At 66.7% G+C, this 16,152-nt stretch carries 16 protein-coding genes; 1 reads left to right on the top strand and 15 read right to left on the bottom strand.

All coding sequences use genetic code 11. From position 1 onward, the window contains the following. Position 1: 1 nt before the first annotated feature. From rpmG to AC5RTS_RS13335, 6 genes are all read right to left on the bottom strand, one after another. Positions 2–169 (bottom strand): 50S ribosomal protein L33, encoded by a 168-nt coding sequence (rpmG, locus tag AC5RTS_RS13360; protein ID WP_013602737.1) that lies wholly within the window; start codon positions 167–169, stop codon positions 2–4. After that, the gene (gene rpmB / locus AC5RTS_RS13355) at positions 169–405 is read right to left on the bottom strand and encodes a 50S ribosomal protein L28 (RefSeq protein ID WP_146360594.1); all 237 of its coding nucleotides are present in this window, start codon (positions 403–405) and stop codon (positions 169–171) included. The genes rpmG and rpmB overlap by 1 nt, the downstream gene beginning before the upstream one ends. Before the next feature lie 373 nt (positions 406–778). Next, positions 779–1,921, bottom strand: coding sequence for a glucose-1-phosphate adenylyltransferase family protein (locus tag AC5RTS_RS13350; protein ID WP_493992501.1), 1,143 nt, complete (start codon positions 1,919–1,921; stop codon positions 779–781). A gap of 74 nt (positions 1,922–1,995) precedes the next feature. Continuing rightward, the gene (locus tag AC5RTS_RS13345) at positions 1,996–2,490 is read right to left on the bottom strand and encodes a MarR family winged helix-turn-helix transcriptional regulator (RefSeq protein WP_493992500.1); all 495 of its coding nucleotides are present in this window, start codon (positions 2,488–2,490) and stop codon (positions 1,996–1,998) included. A 254-nt stretch (positions 2,491–2,744) separates the two neighbouring features. Continuing rightward, entirely contained in the window at positions 2,745–4,322 is a 1,578-nt protein-coding gene (locus tag AC5RTS_RS13340; RefSeq protein WP_493992499.1) for an MFS transporter, read from the bottom strand. A gap of 216 nt (positions 4,323–4,538) precedes the next feature. Next, on the bottom strand, positions 4,539–5,312 hold the full coding sequence (locus AC5RTS_RS13335; protein WP_493992498.1) for an SGNH/GDSL hydrolase family protein: 774 nt from the start codon (positions 5,310–5,312) through the stop codon (positions 4,539–4,541). 127 nt (positions 5,313–5,439) lie between these two features. Here AC5RTS_RS13335 and AC5RTS_RS13330 point away from each other — a divergent pair, with 127 nt between their 5' ends. Then, positions 5,440–6,402 carry a diacylglycerol/lipid kinase family protein gene (locus tag AC5RTS_RS13330; protein ID WP_493992497.1) on the top strand — a complete coding sequence of 321 codons (963 nt, stop codon included), beginning with the start codon at positions 5,440–5,442 and terminating at the stop codon, positions 6,400–6,402. 11 nt (positions 6,403–6,413) lie between these two features. Here the strand turns inward: AC5RTS_RS13330 and AC5RTS_RS13325 are convergent, their stop codons facing one another. From AC5RTS_RS13325 to AC5RTS_RS13285, 9 genes are all read right to left on the bottom strand, one after another. Next, on the bottom strand, positions 6,414–7,295 hold the full coding sequence (locus AC5RTS_RS13325; RefSeq protein WP_493992496.1) for a M23 family metallopeptidase: 882 nt from the start codon (positions 7,293–7,295) through the stop codon (positions 6,414–6,416). 212 nt (positions 7,296–7,507) lie between these two features. Next, positions 7,508–8,506: a FecCD family ABC transporter permease gene (locus tag AC5RTS_RS13320; protein ID WP_493992495.1), complete on the bottom strand. Its 999-nt coding sequence runs from the start codon at positions 8,504–8,506 to the stop codon at positions 7,508–7,510. 50 nt (positions 8,507–8,556) lie between these two features. Next, entirely contained in the window at positions 8,557–9,639 is a 1,083-nt protein-coding gene (locus AC5RTS_RS13315; RefSeq protein WP_493992494.1) for a FecCD family ABC transporter permease, read from the bottom strand. Positions 9,640–9,649: 10 nt separating this feature from the next. Continuing rightward, positions 9,650–10,681: an iron-siderophore ABC transporter substrate-binding protein gene (locus AC5RTS_RS13310; protein ID WP_493992493.1), complete on the bottom strand. Its 1,032-nt coding sequence runs from the start codon at positions 10,679–10,681 to the stop codon at positions 9,650–9,652. Between the two features lie 104 nt (positions 10,682–10,785). Then, the gene (locus AC5RTS_RS13305; RefSeq protein ID WP_493992492.1) at positions 10,786–11,868 is read right to left on the bottom strand and encodes a siderophore-interacting protein; all 1,083 of its coding nucleotides are present in this window, start codon (positions 11,866–11,868) and stop codon (positions 10,786–10,788) included. Beyond that, complete coding sequence (locus tag AC5RTS_RS13300) at positions 11,865–12,752, bottom strand: ABC transporter ATP-binding protein (RefSeq protein WP_493992491.1); 888 nt, start codon at positions 12,750–12,752, stop codon at positions 11,865–11,867. The genes AC5RTS_RS13305 and AC5RTS_RS13300 overlap by 4 nt, the downstream gene beginning before the upstream one ends. Position 12,753: 1 nt before the next feature. Further along, on the bottom strand, positions 12,754–13,824 hold the full coding sequence (locus AC5RTS_RS13295) for a FecCD family ABC transporter permease (RefSeq protein WP_493992490.1): 1,071 nt from the start codon (positions 13,822–13,824) through the stop codon (positions 12,754–12,756). Further along, positions 13,821–14,909, bottom strand: coding sequence for a FecCD family ABC transporter permease (locus AC5RTS_RS13290; RefSeq protein ID WP_493992489.1), 1,089 nt, complete (start codon positions 14,907–14,909; stop codon positions 13,821–13,823). Before AC5RTS_RS13290 ends, AC5RTS_RS13295 begins: the two co-directional genes overlap by 4 nt. Positions 14,910–15,048: 139 nt before the next feature. After that, complete coding sequence (locus AC5RTS_RS13285) at positions 15,049–16,080, bottom strand: glutathione S-transferase family protein (protein ID WP_493992488.1); 1,032 nt, start codon at positions 16,078–16,080, stop codon at positions 15,049–15,051. Positions 16,081–16,152 lie beyond the last annotated feature (72 nt).

Genomic DNA, 16,152 nt, shown 5'->3' with positions numbered 1-16,152 from the left:
CTTAGCGCTCCTCACGGAATTCGACGTGCTGGCGGATCTTGGGATCGTACTTCTTCAGAACCATACGATCCGGATCGTTGCGACGGTTCTTGCGAGTTACGTAGGTGTAGCCGGTGCCCGCAGTGGACTTCAGCTTGATGATCGGACGTACGTCCTTATCCTTAGCCACTACAGCTTCACACCCTTCGCGATCAGGTCGGTAACAACAGCGTCGATGCCGCGGATGTCAATCGTCTTGATGCCGCGTGCAGAAACCTGCAGCGTCACGTTGCGGCGCAGGGACGGAACCCAGTAGCGCTTCTTCTGAATATTCGGGTCGAACCGACGCTTGTTGCGGCGGTGCGAGTGCGAAATGCTGTGACCAAAGCCGGGGATGGCTCCGGTTACCTGGCAGTAAGCTGCCATGATCTCTCCTCCAGTTGTAGTAAATATGACGGTCCTCAAAAAACAGACACAAGGCCAAAGCGCCTAAGCACCTGCCATAAAGAGCGTCCCGCCACCAGTTTTGACACCGTTATTACTGCGACTTTCCGGAGGTTGACCTGGCGGGGTGAGATCCAGCCGAAGTGCCTCGCCGCGGGGAAGACGGTGAAGTTCAGGCAGCCGAACGGGGAAACCCGGCTCGACAGCCCTCAATTCTAGGTTTATACGGGTGGCCATGCAAATGTTCCCCTGTCCGCACGGGGCAGGCAGATTAACACACGCATGACTTAACGCCTCTCTATCCTAGGGCCATCCGGCGTTTCGTTCAAACTCGCGGCTACCCGGGTGCCGGCCGTCACGACGACGGCGGGTCCACCTTTGAGTCCCGGGCGACTACTGCCACGCCGTTCTCCGGATCCTCCTGTGCACCGTCCAGTTTCCGCCCGGCACCGATCACCGCCCCGGAGTCCACCACCAGGTTGGCCAGGCGCGCGCCGGCGCGGACTGTGACGCCGTCAAGGAGCACGCAGGACTCCACTTCCGCTCCGGCCTCCACCACGGTTCCAGCGCTCAGGACACTGCGGTGAACTGAGCCGTCCACACGGACTCCGGGCGCCAGCAGGCTGTCCCGCACCGCGGCCTCGGGACCGATGTAGGCCGGAAGCCGCCGCGGGCTGGCGGACAGGATGGGCCACTGCTCATCATCGAAGTCCAGCCCGCGCCCCTCAATGAGGTCCATGTGGGCCTGGTGGTAACTCTGCGGAGTACCCATATCCCGCCAGTATCCGGGCAGCCGGTGCTCAACCACCTTCGTGTTTTCCACGAGGTAGGGGATGAGCTGGTCTCCGTAGTCCTCCAGCTGGCCGTCCCGCTTCACCAATGCCTCCAGCGAGTCCAGCAGGACACCGGCGTCGTACAGGAAGATTTCCGCAGCCACCAGGTCGGTTGCCGGCTTTTCGGGTTTGTACTCGAAGCCGGTGACGGCCCCGTCCGAGACTTCAACCACGCCGTGGTCGCCTGGATTGTGCTCGATCCTGGTGGTAACAAGCGTCAGCGCCGCGCCGCTTTGCTGATGGGTCTCCACCACATCCCGGAAGTCCAGGCGGTAGAGGTGGTCCGCACTGAGTACCAGCACCAGGTCGGGATCAAATTCCCGGATGTAGTCCACCTGCCGGTACAGGGCATCGGCGTTCCCCTGTGCAAACCCCTCCCCCTCGCCGCCCTGGAAGGGCGGGAGTACCCGCAGCCCGCCATTGGTGCGGTCCAGATCCCACGGACGGCCGCTCACCAGCTGGTCATTGAGCGATTGCGGTTTGTACTGCTCCACGATCCAGACATCGCTGAATCCGCTGTTATGCAGGTTGGAAAGGGAAATGTCGATGAGGTTGTAGGACCCGGCGACCGGCATGGCCGGTTTTGCCCGGTGATCGGTCAGGCTGCCCAGGCGTCCGCCGGTGCCCCCGGCGAGGATTACGGCCAGGATTCGGGGAAAGCGCATGCTTTGGTACCTCTCGTCGTGCCGTTTGCAGTCACTACCACGCTAACAAGGACGGGCAGCGGGACTGAAAGCCGCTACGGCGCCTGGTCAGGGCCCAGGATGCCGTTGCCCGGATCGATCCGGCCCAGGATCTTCTTTCCGACCCGTTCCAGATCCGCCACATCGGCGGCGGAAAGACCGTCGAACACCGCGTCCCTGACGGATGCCACATGGTCCGGGGCCAGATCCACCAAGGCCGCCATGCCCGCATCCGTCAGTGCCGCTGTGGTGACACGGGCATCCTGCGGAGAGGGGGTTCGGGACATCCAGCCGCGCTGCTCAAGCTTTTTGACGACGTGTGACAGCCGGGACAGCGAGGCATTGGACCGTGCCGCCAGTTCGCTCATGGGCAGCGACCTGTCCTGTGCTTCAGAGACCATGGCCAGGACGTGGTAGTCGAAAAGGGTGATCCGTGCCCGGCGGAAAAGCTCCGCGTCAAGGACTGCGGGAAGCCTGCTGGACACCGCATACAACGCCAGCCAGGCCTGCCGTTCCTCGGCGCTCAGCCAGCGCGGTGCATCTTCAGTCATTACGGCCCTCGTTTCGATCAAAACTTTATGCTTCAATCATCTCAGCTCGGGACCGGCTCTGGAAACGGCGCGTGGGCCGCCCCGGGCGGCTCGCTGCCGCCGGCCTCCGGCCTCCAGCCGACATCCGGCCAGCCGGTGCCCCGGCGCTTAACGGGCGACGCCGCCGGAACGTCCCGGGAAGGAACGGTCCGGCGGCGAGGCAGCCAGTCTGCATGGCACCCAACCGGCCCGGAGGCCGGCGGGCTCCGGACCGCTTAGCGGTCGGCGGGTTCGGCAGCAGGGTCTACGGCCGGCTTGGCGGAGGGGTTGCTGCCCAGCGTGTCGAATGGCAGTGCGTCGACGTCGAGCAGCGGGTTCTCGTCCTGGCCGGCCACGAGTTCATGCGCCTCAGCGCGAGTGTCCACGCTCGGCATGGAACCGGGCATCGGCCGCTGGGCGGATTCCTTCATGAAGATGACAGCGATGGCACCGGCCACGGAGGTGAACATCAGCCAGTATGCCGGCGACATGTCATTGTCCGTGAGGGTGATCAGGCCCTGCATAATCAGCGGAGCGGTGCCGCCGAAGATGGCAGTGGCGAGGTTGTAGGAGATGCCCATGGCGCCGTAGCGGCTGGCCGTCTGGAACAGGGAGGGCAGCGTGGCGGCCAGGTTGCCCACATAGAAGGTCACCGGGACGGCGAGCAGCGCCAGGCCCAGCAGCGTAGTGGCAACCGGCCCCTGGTCGATCAGCACAAAGGCAGGAACAGCCAGCACGACGGTGGATCCCGCACCGATCCACAACACGGGGCGGCGGCCGATCCGGTCTGACAGCTTGCCGGCAAGCGGAATGCACAGTGCCATCAGCACCAGGACGGGAATGGTGAGCAGGGTGCCGTGGACCGGGTCGTAGCCCTTGGAATCGGTCAGGTAGGACGGCATGTAGGACGTCAGCGCGTAGCCCACCGTGTTGACGGCGGCCACGAGGACCATGGCCAGCACAACCGGACGCCAGTAGGCACGGAAGATTCCAATGGTGCCGAGGGAACCGGTCTCGTCACCGGCCTTGGCGCTGGCTTCCTGGGCGTCCAGCGTGGCCTGGAAGGCCGGGGATTCTTCGATTTTCAGCCGGAAGTAGATTGCGATGGCACCCAGCGGTCCTGCAATGAGGAAGGGAATCCGCCAGCCCCAGCCCACCATGTCGGCGTCGGAGAGCAGCAGCTGCATCACCGAAACGACTGCGGCACCCAGGGCAAAGCCCATGTAGCTGCCCAGGTCCAGGATGCTGGCCAGGAAACCCCGCCTCTTGTCGGAGGCGTATTCCGAGACGAAGGTGGTGGCACCGGCGTACTCGCCGCCGGTGGAGAAGCCCTGCAGCAGCTTCATCAGCACCAGCAGGATCGGAGCCCAGATGCCGATGGTGTTGTAGCTGGGGAGCAGGCCGATGACGAAAGTGGAAGCGGCCATCATGATCAGCGTGATGGCCAGGGTCTTCTGCCGGCCTATACGGTCGCCGAGGCGCCCGAAGACGACGCCGCCCAGCGGGCGGGCAATGAAGGTGGCCGCGAAGACGCCGAGGCTGAAGAGCAGCTGGGCGTCCTTGTCGGCATCGGACAGGAAGACGGCACCCATGGTGACCGCAAGGTAGCCGTAAACACCGACGTCGAACCATTCCATGGTGTTGCCGACGACGGTGCCGCCAACGGCCTTTTTCATCATGGATTTGTCGACAACGTTGACGTCATCCACCTCGAGACGGCGGCGCCTCAGCGGTGACCGGCGCGGCTTTCGGGCAGCGGAGCTCGACTGTGAGTCCGGGGCTCCGGAAATGTGGGGCGGTGCATCTTTCGGCATGTGGGCCTTCCCTCGATAGAAGTCGGCTGCTGGAGACAGAAGCAACCTCCCAGGCACCACACGGTGCCGGGCAGACCTACAAGTTTAGAAAAATGCGCCCCTTCCACCGAATCCGGGCCCGGTTTTCGCCCCTTTTCCACACCGGGGCACCCGGCCGCTCATCAGATAAAAAGCGGACTTATCATCAATTCTGTGATTTGCGGCACAAGAGCCTGCTCAGGCGGGCAAAGGCGGCTGAATCAGCTCCGGATAGCGCGGCTTGAGGTTGTCGCCGGAGGAGACGCCACGGAGGCGCCGGCTGACCCACGGGCCCAGGTATTCGCGTGCCCACTGGGCGTCCCGGCGCAGCTGTTCCACCCGGTTCAGCGACTGCGGTTCCTGGAGTTCCGGAAGGTCGATGGCGTCGGTGCCGCGGAGCACCTCCAGGACCTTCTTGGCGGTCAGGATGTGCCCGGCCGGAGACATGTGCAGCCGGTCCACCGCCCAGTAGCGCTCATCCTGGAGATTCTTCATCCGCCAGTAGTCCACCAGCACGGCATCGTTCTTATCCACGACCTCGCGGACCAGCTCATTGTAGAGGGCGGTCCGCCCCCGCGTCCGGCCGAAGACCGGGGACTGGCCGGAGTCGAATCCGGTAAAAACAAGGACGGCCGCGCCGCTGGAGCGTAATCTGGCGATACCGCCGTCGTAGGCATCCACAATCGCGTCGATATCCACCTTCGGCCGCAGGATGTCATTCCCGCCGGCGTAGATGGTGACCAGGGTCGGCGACAAAGCAAGGGCGGCGTCCACCTGCTCGTTCAGGACCTGGTGGAGTTTCTTGCCCCGGATGGCCAGGTTGGCGTAGCCCCATGATGGGTCGGCGAGCACCAGCTGCTCGGCCACCCGGTCCGCCCAGCCGCGCACGCCGTTGGGACGGGACTCGTCCTCGTCCCCCACGCCTTCCGTAAACGAATCACCCAGGGCCACATATCGCTGCGTAAAAGTCACCACCACAGCGTACAAGCAACCGGCCGGGGACAGGGCCGGGACCCGGCACAGCGCCGCAGGCCGTCGGGCCGCATCCCCGGTTAGACTCAGAACCGGTACTAGTTCGCATGCTTACGATAAGGACACCATGACCAGCCAAGAGACCCCGGCCCGCCAGCGCGCTGCTGTCATTGTGAATCCGATCAAGAAGACGGATTTCGACGTACGCGTGCGGGTGGCGGAAATCTGTGCGGATGAAGGCTGGGACGAGCCGCTGTTCTTCGAAACCGAGCAGGACGATCCGGGGCACTCCATGGCCCGTAAGGCCATGGAAGCGGGCGTGGACCTGGTGATCGCCGCCGGCGGCGATGGCACCGTCCGGTGCGTTGCCGCGGAACTGGCGGGCACTTCCTTCGCCATGGGCCTGCTGCCGCTGGGCACCGGCAACCTGCTGGCACGGAACCTGGACATTGGCGTGGATGACCCCGAGCAGGCTGTCCGCGCCGCCCTGAACGGAACCGAGCGGCGCATCGACGTCGTCCGTGTCACCGTGGACGAGTCAGTGGACAGCGACACCTTCCTGGTCATGGCCGGGCTGGGCTACGACGCCGGCATGATGGCGGACACCAGGGACGTGCTGAAGGACAAGATTGGCTGGTTGGCCTACGTTGACGCCGGGATCCGCAACCTGCCCGGCAAGCCCGTCAAAACCACCATTTCCATTGACGGGGGCAAGCCCATCCATCGCCGCCTTCGCAGCGTGATGGGCGGCAACTGCGGCAAGATCACCGGCGGCCTGGAGATTTTCCCCGGCGCGAAACTGGACGACGGCCTGCTGGACATTCTGACCCTCGCGCCCAAGGGCAAGCTGGGCTGGCTCGGGGTGGTCACCGGTCTGCTGCGCCGTGGAAAGGGCAGCAGCACCTCGGTGGAGTACTACCAGTGCAAACGGGCCGAGGTCTGGACCGAGTCTCCGCTGGACTTCGAAATGGACGGCGACCACTTGGGCAACGCCACCCACATCCTCTTCGAGATGGACGCCGGTGCACTGCGCATCCGGATGCCGCACGGCAAGAAGGACCCGGCGGTCCTGACCAACCCGGAGCCCTAGCCGGGCGGCGGCTACAGCCAGCCCATCGGATCTTCGTAGTTCCCGTGCCGCAGCACTTCGAAGTGCAGATGCGGTCCGGTGGAGTTGCCGGTGCTGCCCACGCCGCCAACCACGGCGCCACCCTCAATTTCCTGCCCCACGGCAACATCGATGCTGTTCAGATGGTTGTAGGTGGTCTCGAGCCCGTCACCGTGGTCAACCACCACCCGCAGCCCGCCGCCACCGGTGGTATGCCAGCCGGCTTCAACCACCGTTCCGCCCAGCATGGACTTCACCGGGGTGCCGGTAACCGCACCGAAATCCGTACCCGTGTGGAACTCCAGGTAGCCGGGCGCCAGCGGATTGATGCGGTCGCCAAACGGAGAGGTGACCACCATGTCATCAACCGGGGCAACCGGACCCGGGTCGGCCGGTTCAGGGGCGGCCGGTTCAGGTGCGGCCGGTTCAGGGGCGGGAGCTTCACCGGCCCCGGCATCGGCAGCAGGCGCCGGCGCGGCAGGCGCGTCAGCAGGACCCTCGCTTGGGTCCTGCCTGGCTTCGGCATCCAGGGTGGTCACCACGGCCTGGCGTTCGAGCCTCAGCTCCGGCTCGGCGGTGGCGGCGGCGCCGGCAACCGCCCCGGAGAGGGCAATGGCGGCGGCCACTCCCAGCGCACCGGTGCGGTGGCTGGGGGTGTCCTGGTCCTGAAGCCAGACCCGGGCCCTGCCCCTCAGTGCCTTGGCACGGACACGGATATCGATGGCATCGGCGGCGAAGTCATGGGGTTTGTGCGGTGCAGCGTGCTCGCCCCGGGGGCGCCGTTCCATCAGGTCATTGGTCCAGCTCCGTACGCTCTGCAGGGTGCGGTGCAGCGCGCGGGAGGAAAGGGATTCAAAAGCTTTTGCGCGTTCCAAAAAGTGCTCGGTCAACAATCACCCCAGTGTGAGTATTGGTCAAGGACTCTTTTTGTCCCCGGATTCATGTGCGCGGGGACCGGTGGAAGCCGCCATGATTCCCGCAGGCGGCCATACTTCCATGGTAGGAATACCTGTTTGCGGTGTCCGCCTTTTGTGGCCAATGCCAACACCTGCCGTGATCTGCCCCGCCACCTCGCGTGTCCGGGCTCCTACAACCGTCCTTTCCGGGCCTCTGCAAACAGGAGATACCCGAGATAGGCGCCGCCCAGTGCGGCGGTGAAGATGCCGACGGGCAGCGACGCCGCACCGAATTCGATCTGCTGGACGGCGAAGTCCGAGAGTGCCAGCACCAGCGCGCCCACCAGTGCCGGAGCCACCACACCGGGCGCAGATGTCTTCAGCAGCCGCAGGGCAATCTGCGGAGCCACCAGTGCCACGAAGGCTACCGGCCCGCAGACACTGACGGCCGTGGCGGCCAAAACCACGGCCAGGAGCACGGCCCAGGTTCGGGTGCGGTTCACACGGACGCCGAGGGACTCGGCCAGCTCATCCCCCATGGCGACAAGGTTCAGCCGCCTTTGCAGCGCCGCTGCCAGGGGAAGCACCACCAGCAGCGCAAGGCCGATGGTGGCCACGTGGGACCAGGAACGGGAGGCCAGCGAACCGTTGAGGTAGAACGCCAGCGTCTGGGCCTGTTGTTCCCCCAAAGTTGTCATGGCCAGGGAGGTCAGTGCGGAAGCCACGGCCGAGATGCCGATGCCGGCCACGATCATCCTTCCGGGCCGGGCGAACCCGCGGCCGGTGCTCAGCCAGACCAATGCCACCGCCAGGCCGGCACCGAGAATGGCAGCAACCGGGACCGGCACGTATCCGGGCCAGAGTGCGGTGGCCGCGGCTCCGGCAGCAGCACCGCTGGTCAGGCCCACCACTTCCGGGCTGCCCAACGGATTGCGGGTCACCGTCTGGAAAAGCGAACCGGCCACGCCCAGGGCCATGCCGGCGCCGACGGCGGTGAGGAACCGGGGTCCGCGCAGACGTTCAAGGACAAAGGCCGCGCTCCCCTCCGGCGGTGAGACGGGCAGGGCAAACAGTTCCTGCCAGTCCAGTCCCAGCCGTCCGGCAGTCAGCGTCAACGCTCCGACCAGGGCAACGGCAGCGGCCAGGAGGACGGAAAGGACGAGGCTGCGCCGGCGGTACCTGAAGCTCACCTTCCGCCCCCACCGGAGCGTGGATACCGACGGCGGATTCCGGACCGGGCTCATGCGACGGCCCGCATCCGGCGCACGGCCAGGATCAGGAGCGGCGCACCCAGCAGGGCGGTCACCACGCCCGTGAGCACCTCGCCCGGCCGGGCAACAAGGCGCCCCAGGACATCGGCGAACAACAGCAGGGACGGTCCGGCGAGAGCGCTGAGGATCAGCAGCCAGCGGTGGTCCGGACCGGTGAGGCCGCGTACGATGTGCGGCACCGCGAGTCCTACGAAACCGATGGGACCGACGGCGGCGGTGGCGGACGCGCACAGCAGGGTGGCGGCCAGGGCTCCGGTGATCTTGGCTGCCTGCGGACGTACGCCCAGCGAGGCAGCTGCCTGTTCCCCGAGCGCCAGGGCGTTCAGGGACCGGCCCGTGGCAAGGGCAGCCACAAGGCCGACCAGGAAAAACGGAAGAATGTCGCGTGCCTGTTCCAGGGTGCGGCCGCCCAGGGAGCCCACCGCCCAGAACCGGTAGAGGGAGAAGACATCCGGGCGGGTGAGGGCGACGGCCTGGATATAGGACATCAGCACCGCGGACATCACGGTTCCGGCCAGGACCAGCCGTACCGGTGAGGAACCGCGCCGGCCGGAGGCCAGCCCGTACACCGCCAGCACGGTAAGCACTGCACCGGGCAGGGCGATCCACACATTGGCGCCGGCGGCGCCCGCACCGAAGAACGCCATTCCGGTCACCACGGCGGCGGCAGCGCCGGCGTTGATGCCCAGGATGCCGGGATCGGACAGCGGGTTGCGGGTCAGTCCCTGCATGATCACCCCGGCAAGGGCCAGGGCTGCCCCGGCCATGATGCCGAGAACGGTGCGCGGAATGCGGCTGGCGACGACGTCGTCGGCGTAGGAGCTGCCTGTGCCGTTGAGCTCGGCCCAGAGGGATGCCGCCACTTCGGCGGGTCCCAGCTGATGGGCGCCGACCGCCAGGCTGGTCAGTACGGCCGCTGCCAGCAGCGCTGTTCCGGCGGCGAGCAGCACTGTCCCGCGGGCGGGGCCCACGGGACTGCGCCGCACGCTGCGCCCGTTGGCGGCCGGCGCAGTTGCACCGGCCGCCAGCGGGGTTTCCGCCGGAACCTGCACGGGGCTGGTATTAGCCGACCTTGGCAACAGCTTCTTCAATCATCGGCTCGAACCGATCAAGGACCCACGGAACACTCAGCGGGGTGAGGAAGCTGGAGGCCATTCCCACCTGGCGGTCCAGGCTGCGTACCACGGAGCCGCGTTCGACGGCGGGAATCTGGGCGAAGAGCCGCTGCTCCTCGGTGCGCTGCTGTTCGGCTTCGTCGTTGTACCAGGTGAACAGCACATCCACGTTGTTGAGCTTTCCGGCGTTCTCCAGCCCCAGTTCCGAGGTGAAGCTTCCTTCGGAGGAGGGGATGTCCTTTACTTCCGGTGCCACGGTCATTCCCAGTGCCGTGAGCAGGTCCACCCGTGCGTCTCCCTCGTTGTAGAGCACCAGTGATCCCGGAGCGCCGCCGCCCCAGACGTATGCGAAGCTTTTTCCGGCGAATTCGGGGTGCTCCGCGGCACTGTCCGCCAGGGACTGTTCAATGCCGGCCACTGCGTCCTTGGCCGCCTCCGGCTCGCCCAGGGCCTTGCCGATCACGGTGATCTGCTCATCCCAGTCAATGTTCCAGGCCTTCTCCGGGTAGGCCACGGTGGGCGCCAGGTCATTGAGGATGTCGAAGTCCTCCTGCGTGATGCCTGAGTTCGGGGCCAGGATCAGGTCCGGTTCCAGCGCGACAATGGCATCAATGTCAATGTCGGTGCCGCCGGTAAAGGTGGCCGGGAGGTCATCGCCGCGCTCCTGGATTGCTTCCGTGACCCAGGGGTAGTTCCCGTGCTCATCGTTGCCCCAGCTGACCTCCTCCACGCCCACGGGAGTGGTGCCCAGCGCCACGGCGGTGTCAGCGGAGCCCCAGCCGATGGTTACTACCCGTTCGGGTTTGGCGTCGATAACGGCCTCGCCCAGCGCGGATTCGACGGTTACCGGGAACTGACCCGAAGCCGGGCCGGAGTCCTCCTGCGCTGTGTCCCCGGCTGCGTCGGCGCCGCAGCCGCTCAACGCCAGCAGGAGAGCGGGTACCGCCAGCAGGGCGGCGGCTTTCGGGGCACGGTGCATGGATTTTTCCTCTCAGAAGTCCGGCCCGCCTAGTGGCGGGCCGGTGATGAAACACAAAACGGTGGGGCGGGAAGGCAGGCGCGGAACGGGTTCCGCGGATGCGGCTAGGATTCGGCGCGTCCCTTGCGCCAGTAGCCCATAAAGGCCACCTGCTTGCGGTCGATTCCGACGTCGCGGACCAGGTACCGGCGCAGCCCGCGCACCACGGCTGCTTCACCGGCAATCCATGCGTAGAACGGCAGGGCACCGGAAGGGGCCTGCGGGTTTGGCGAAGCCTGAACGGCGGCCTGGTCCAGGCGCTGCGGGGTTTCCCAGAGGATGGTTTCATCCACGTTGATTTCCTCGGGCTCGGTCAGCGTCCGGCTTCTGAACGGGCGGCCGTCCGCCGTTTCCACGGAGGCCCAGCCGGGCAGCGCCACGGACTGCCGTACCGCGGCATCGAGCAGTTCCCCGTGCGGGCGGGATCCGCGCGCCAGCCAAATGATCTGCACTCCGGAGTGGGTGGTGACCGGCTGCCGGTCCGCCGAGGAGGGGATCTCCATCAGGGCGTGCCCGGTGACGTCTGCGGGAAGGGACTCCAGGATCGAAGTGATCGCCGGGACGGCCGTTTCGTCACCTGCCAGCAGCACGTGCCGGGCCAGGCCCGGCCGCCATTCAATGCCGCCGTAGGACTCCGCAGTCACGCAGTGGGCGCTGTTGGGTCCAATGATGCAGACCCGGTCTCCGGGCTGCGCGGCCGCGGCCCAGCTCGACGCCGGGCCGCCGTTGCCGTCCTCATCGAAATGGAGCACAAAGTCCACGTCGATCTCCGGTTCCGGTCCCGAGCAGCGGGCGCCGCGCACGGTATAGGTACGCATGCAGCCGCGGGTGGCCGGGTCCAGCCTGAGCCAGTCCTGGTACCAGCCCGCTTCCAGGGTGGACAGGTCCGGCAGCGGCAGGGATGTCCCGTCCGCGTCCACGCAGGGCACAATGACCTTGATCCGCAGATCATGGGTATCGCCCTGGATCCCAAAATCCGCCAGGCATTCCCCGGCAAACGTGATGCGCCGGAAGTTGGCTCCCACTTCCTTGGTCCGTTTGACCTCAACGTCGAAGGACATCACGGCGCCGGCTGTCCTGGCACGCGTGGGCCGGGCGGGGGCGCTGACGGACGCAGCCGCAGCCCTGTTGACGGACACGTGGCTCATGATGCTGCCTCCATGGACTCATTGAGGTTCATACGGCGGTCACCGGGGTTGGGCAGGTATCCGTACTTCGTGTCCGGTTCCGGTTCCGGCGCCGTGCTGTGGTGGCGGCCCAGCGGGATCACCATGGGCGTACCGGAGACCGGGTCGGGGATGACCCGGGATGCCAGGCCGAAGACCGTGCTGACCAGGTCCTCGGTGACGACGTCGGCGGGGGCGCCTTCCGCAGCGATCCGGCCGTCCTTCATGGCTACCAGGTGGTCCGCATAGCGGGCGGCGAGGTTCAGGTCGTGCAGCACAATGGCGACCGTGGTGCCGGCGCGCCGGTTCAGGTCCGTGATCAGATCCAGCACCTCAATCTGGTGCGTCACGTCCAGGAACGTGGTGGGCTCATCCAGCAGCAGGATGTCAGTTTCCTGTGCCAGTGCCATGGCAATCCAGACCCGCTGGCGCTGGCCGCCGGACAGCTCGTCCACGTTCCGGCCCGCCAGCTCGGCGGTCTGTGTGGCGGCAAGGGCGGCGGCGACGGCGTTGTCATCCTCCGGCGTCCACTGCCGGAACCAGCCCTGGTGGGGATAGCGGCCGCGTCCCACCAGATCTGCCACGGTGATGCCCTCGGGGGCCGTGGGGGTCTGCGGCAGCAGGCCCAAAGTGCGGGCCACCTGACGGCTGGGCATACTGTGAATGTCCTTGCCGTTGAGGTACACGGTACCGCCGGAGGGCTTCAGCAGCCGGGCCAGGCCGCGCAGCAGGGTGGACTTGCCGCAGGCATTGGCCCCGACAATGATGGTGATCTTTCCCGCGGGCAGCTCCAGCGAGAGCGATTCCACCACCTTGCGCTCGTCATAGCCGAGCTCCAGTTTCTGTGCGGAAAGAAGGTTTTCCATGTCAGCCTCCTTGGCCTACGCGGTTTGACGTGACCAGCAGCCACAGAAGAAAAGGTGCGCCCAGGGCGCCGGTCACTACGCCCACGGGCAGGGTGACTCCCGGGATGAGGTTCGCGCCGGCAAAATCGGCGGCCAGGACAATGCAGGCACCCACCAGCCCGGCGGTCAGCAGCGTGGTTTCCCCGCGCATCAGCCGGCGTGCGATGGGCCCGGAGAGGAAAGCGACAAAGGCCACCGGCCCGGCGGCGGCCGTGGCGACGGCTGCCAGCCCCACGGCCACGATGATCAGTGCCAGCCGCGCCGTTTCCACCCGGATGCCCAGGCCGGCGGCGGCGTCGTCACCCAGTTCCAGCCCGCGCAGGCTGCGCGAAAGCACGGCCGCGGCCGGCAGCAGCACCAGCAGGGACCCGGCGAGCACCCCGGCGCGGTCCCAGCTGCTGTTGTTCAGTGAACCGTTGAGCCAGACCAGCGCCTCGGACGCGGTGCGGATATCGGTACGGGTGAGCAGGAAGCTGACCAGTGCCTGCATCACGGCGGCGAAACCGATGCCCACCAGGATGAGCCGGTAGCCGGCCACTCCCCCGCGGCGTGCCAGCAGGTAGATGGCCAGGGCCACCGCCAGCGCCCCGACCAGTGCCACGGCGGACACCGTGGTGCCGGCGGCGCCGAACAGCACAATGGCGGCTACGGCACTGGCGCTCGCTCCGTAGCTGATGCCGATCACATCGGGACTGGCCAGCGGGTTGCGCAGCAGTGTCTGGAAGACGGTCCCGGCTATGCCGAAGCCCACCCCGATGAGCGTGCCGATCACTGCCCGCGGCAGTTTGCTCTCCATCAGGATGTACGTGGCGCCGGGAATCTGCTCACCGAAGAGGATGCGGAAGAAGTCCGGGATGGTGAAGGTATAGGTGCCCAGCAGCACGTACACCGCGAAGAGGACCACCACGGCTGCGCCCAGCAGCGACGGCACCAGGATGCGGCGCCGGCGTCCCTGCTTGCGGGCGGCGCGGACGGACTCGGCTGCTCCGGCGGGTGCGGTGCGGACGGACCGGGTGACGACGGCGGGGCTCACAGTTCAGCCAGCTTCCGCCGACGGACCAGCCAGATGAAAACAGGAGCGCCGATGACGGCGGTGGTGATGCCAACCGGGATCTCGCCCGGAGGCAGCAGCACCCGCCCAATCACGTCCGCGATCACCAGCAGGGCCGGAGCCAGGAGCATGGAGAAGGGCAGGATCCAGCGGTAGTCGGGACCGGTGAAGCTGCGCACCACATGCGGAATGACCAGGCCGACGAAGGCGATGGGGCCGGCGGCCGCCGTGGCGGCTCCACACAGCAGCACCACGCCCAGGGCGGTGAGGCCGCGGCTGAGTCCCACGCGCTGCCCCAGCCCGCGGGCGACGTCGTCCCCCAGGCTCAGCCCGTTGAGCGCACGTCCGGACAGCAGTGCGATCAGGGCGCCGGCGGCCAGGAACGGCAGCACGGCGAGGATGGTGTCCCAGTCCCGGCCGGAAACGCTGCCCACCCGCCAGAACCGGAAGGTGTCCAGGGTCTGCTGGCTGGAGACCAACACGGCGCCGAGCATCGAGGTCAGCCCGGCGCTCAGGGCGGCGCCGGCCAGCGCCAGCTTCACCGGGGTGGCGCCTTCGCGTCCGATGCTGGCCACCACATACACGACGACGGCGGCGAGGGCGGCGCCGGCCAGGGCAAACCAGATGTAACCGGTGAGGTTTGTGATGCCAAAAATGTAGATGCCCAGCACCACGGCAAAGGCCGCTCCGGCGTTGACGCCCAGGATGCCGGGGTCGGCCAGCGGATTGCGTGCCACACCCTGCATGGCGGCACCGGCCAGGCCCAGGGCCGCCCCGGTTACCAGCCCCAGGACGGTGCGGGGCACCCGGGACATCACCACGGCATGGTCGCCGTTGGCGGGGTCAAAGGCGGTAAAGGCATCCCAGACCGTGCCGGGGGCTACCGGCCTTGCACCCACGGCCACGGATGCTGCGCAGGCCAGGGTCAGAACGGCGACGGTGAGCAGCAGCAGCGCCATGCGGGTGCCGGGACGCCTTCGGCCTGCAAGTGCCGGCTGTCCGGCCCTTGATTCGGCGTGTCCGGGTGCGCGGGAGGGAACGCCGGTTGGGCGTGCGGCAACGCTCACGTAGGCACCTCCCCGGGCAGTAGCAATGCTGTGCTTAAGTAAGGCTAGCCTACGCTCGGGGACTTTAAGAAACGTTTATGTTGCGTATTAGGACTCGGACGGATTCCTTCTCCGTCCGGGTCCGTCCGGCGGGGCCGTGCTACTTCCCGCCGGCTCCGTGTCCGGCCGCCACACGCTCGGATTCCCGCACCGGCCCAGGCGCTGTTCCGTCCCCGAACGGCCTTCCGCCCAGTGCCTCGCGGCCGTGCTCCGAGACCCAGTTGGACGTGTCCGGCCCCTTGGGGATGATGCCGGTGGGATTGATGTCCTCATGCACCACGTAGTAGTGCGCCTTGATCTGCTCGAAGTCCACCGTGTCACCGAAGCCGGGCGTCTGGAACAGGTCCCTGGCGTAGCCCCACAGGGCGGGCATCTCGGTGAGCTTGTTACGGTTGCATTTGAAGTGGCCGTGGTAGACGGCGTCAAAGCGAACCAGGGTGGTGAAGAGCCGGACATCCGCCTCGGTGATGGTGTCCCCGATGAGGTAGCGCTGCGTTGAGAGCCTGTCCTCCAGCCAGTCCATGGCGGCCCACAGCCGGTCATACGCGGTGTCGTAGGCTTCCTGCGACCCGGCGAACCCGCACCGGTACACCCCGTTGTTGACCTCGGTGAAGATCCGCTTGTTCACCGCCTCCATCTCCTCCATGTGTTCGGCGGGCAGCAGGTCCGGCGCACCCTCGCGGTGGAAATCCTTCCACTCCGTGGAGAAGTCCAGGGTGATCTGGGGGAAGTTGTTGGTAACCACCGCACCGGTGGGAACATCCACCACCGCAGGGACGGTGATGCCGCGCTGATAGTCAGGGACCCGCTTGAAGAAGGCTTCCTGCAGCCGTTCGATGCCCAGTACCGGGTCCCTGCCGTCCGGATCCAGATCAAACGTCCAGCTGCGCGCGTCATGGGTGGGACCGGGCGTCCCCAGCGAGATGGCGTCCTCCAGCCCCAGCAGGCGGCGGACAATGATGGTCCGGTTGGCCCAGGGGCAGGCGCGGGCGGCGATCAGCCGGTAGCGGCCGGCTTCCACCGGATAGCCGTCCCGGCCGTCGCGGGTGATCCGGGTTTCGATGTAGTTGGTATCCCGGGTGTATTCGGTTCCGCCGGTCACATAGGCACCCTTGGTGCTGTGGGAAGTCATGGCATTCAGACTACGCTTCCCACCCTTCCGCTGCAGGCCCGGAGGCTGAAGAGGCTGCCGGAAACCGGGGGC

It is taken from the genome of Arthrobacter sp. MDT1-49-2 (assembly GCF_059090185.1).
This window is presented reverse-complemented; position numbering and strand designations above follow the sequence as displayed.

Bases quoted from the DNA above. Each gene is read 5' to 3' on its own strand.
- rpmB (WP_146360594.1), bottom strand. From the start codon at position 405: ATGGCAGCTTACTGCCAGGTAACCGGAGCCATCCCCGGCTTTGGTCAC.
- AC5RTS_RS13350 (WP_493992501.1), bottom strand. From the start codon at position 1,921: ATGCGCTTTCCCCGAATCCTGGCCGTAATCCTCGCCGGGGGCACCGGC.
- AC5RTS_RS13345 (WP_493992500.1), bottom strand. From the start codon at position 2,490: ATGACTGAAGATGCACCGCGCTGGCTGAGCGCCGAGGAACGGCAGGCC.
- AC5RTS_RS13340 (WP_493992499.1), bottom strand. From the start codon at position 4,322: ATGCCGAAAGATGCACCGCCCCACATTTCCGGAGCCCCGGACTCACAG.
- AC5RTS_RS13330 (WP_493992497.1), top strand. From the start codon at position 5,440: ATGACCAGCCAAGAGACCCCGGCCCGCCAGCGCGCTGCTGTCATTGTG.
- AC5RTS_RS13310 (WP_493992493.1), bottom strand. From the start codon at position 10,681: ATGCACCGTGCCCCGAAAGCCGCCGCCCTGCTGGCGGTACCCGCTCTC.
- AC5RTS_RS13305 (WP_493992492.1), bottom strand. From the start codon at position 11,868: ATGAGCCACGTGTCCGTCAACAGGGCTGCGGCTGCGTCCGTCAGCGCC.
- AC5RTS_RS13300 (WP_493992491.1), bottom strand. From the start codon at position 12,752: ATGGAAAACCTTCTTTCCGCACAGAAACTGGAGCTCGGCTATGACGAG.
- AC5RTS_RS13285 (WP_493992488.1), bottom strand. From the start codon at position 16,080: ATGACTTCCCACAGCACCAAGGGTGCCTATGTGACCGGCGGAACCGAA.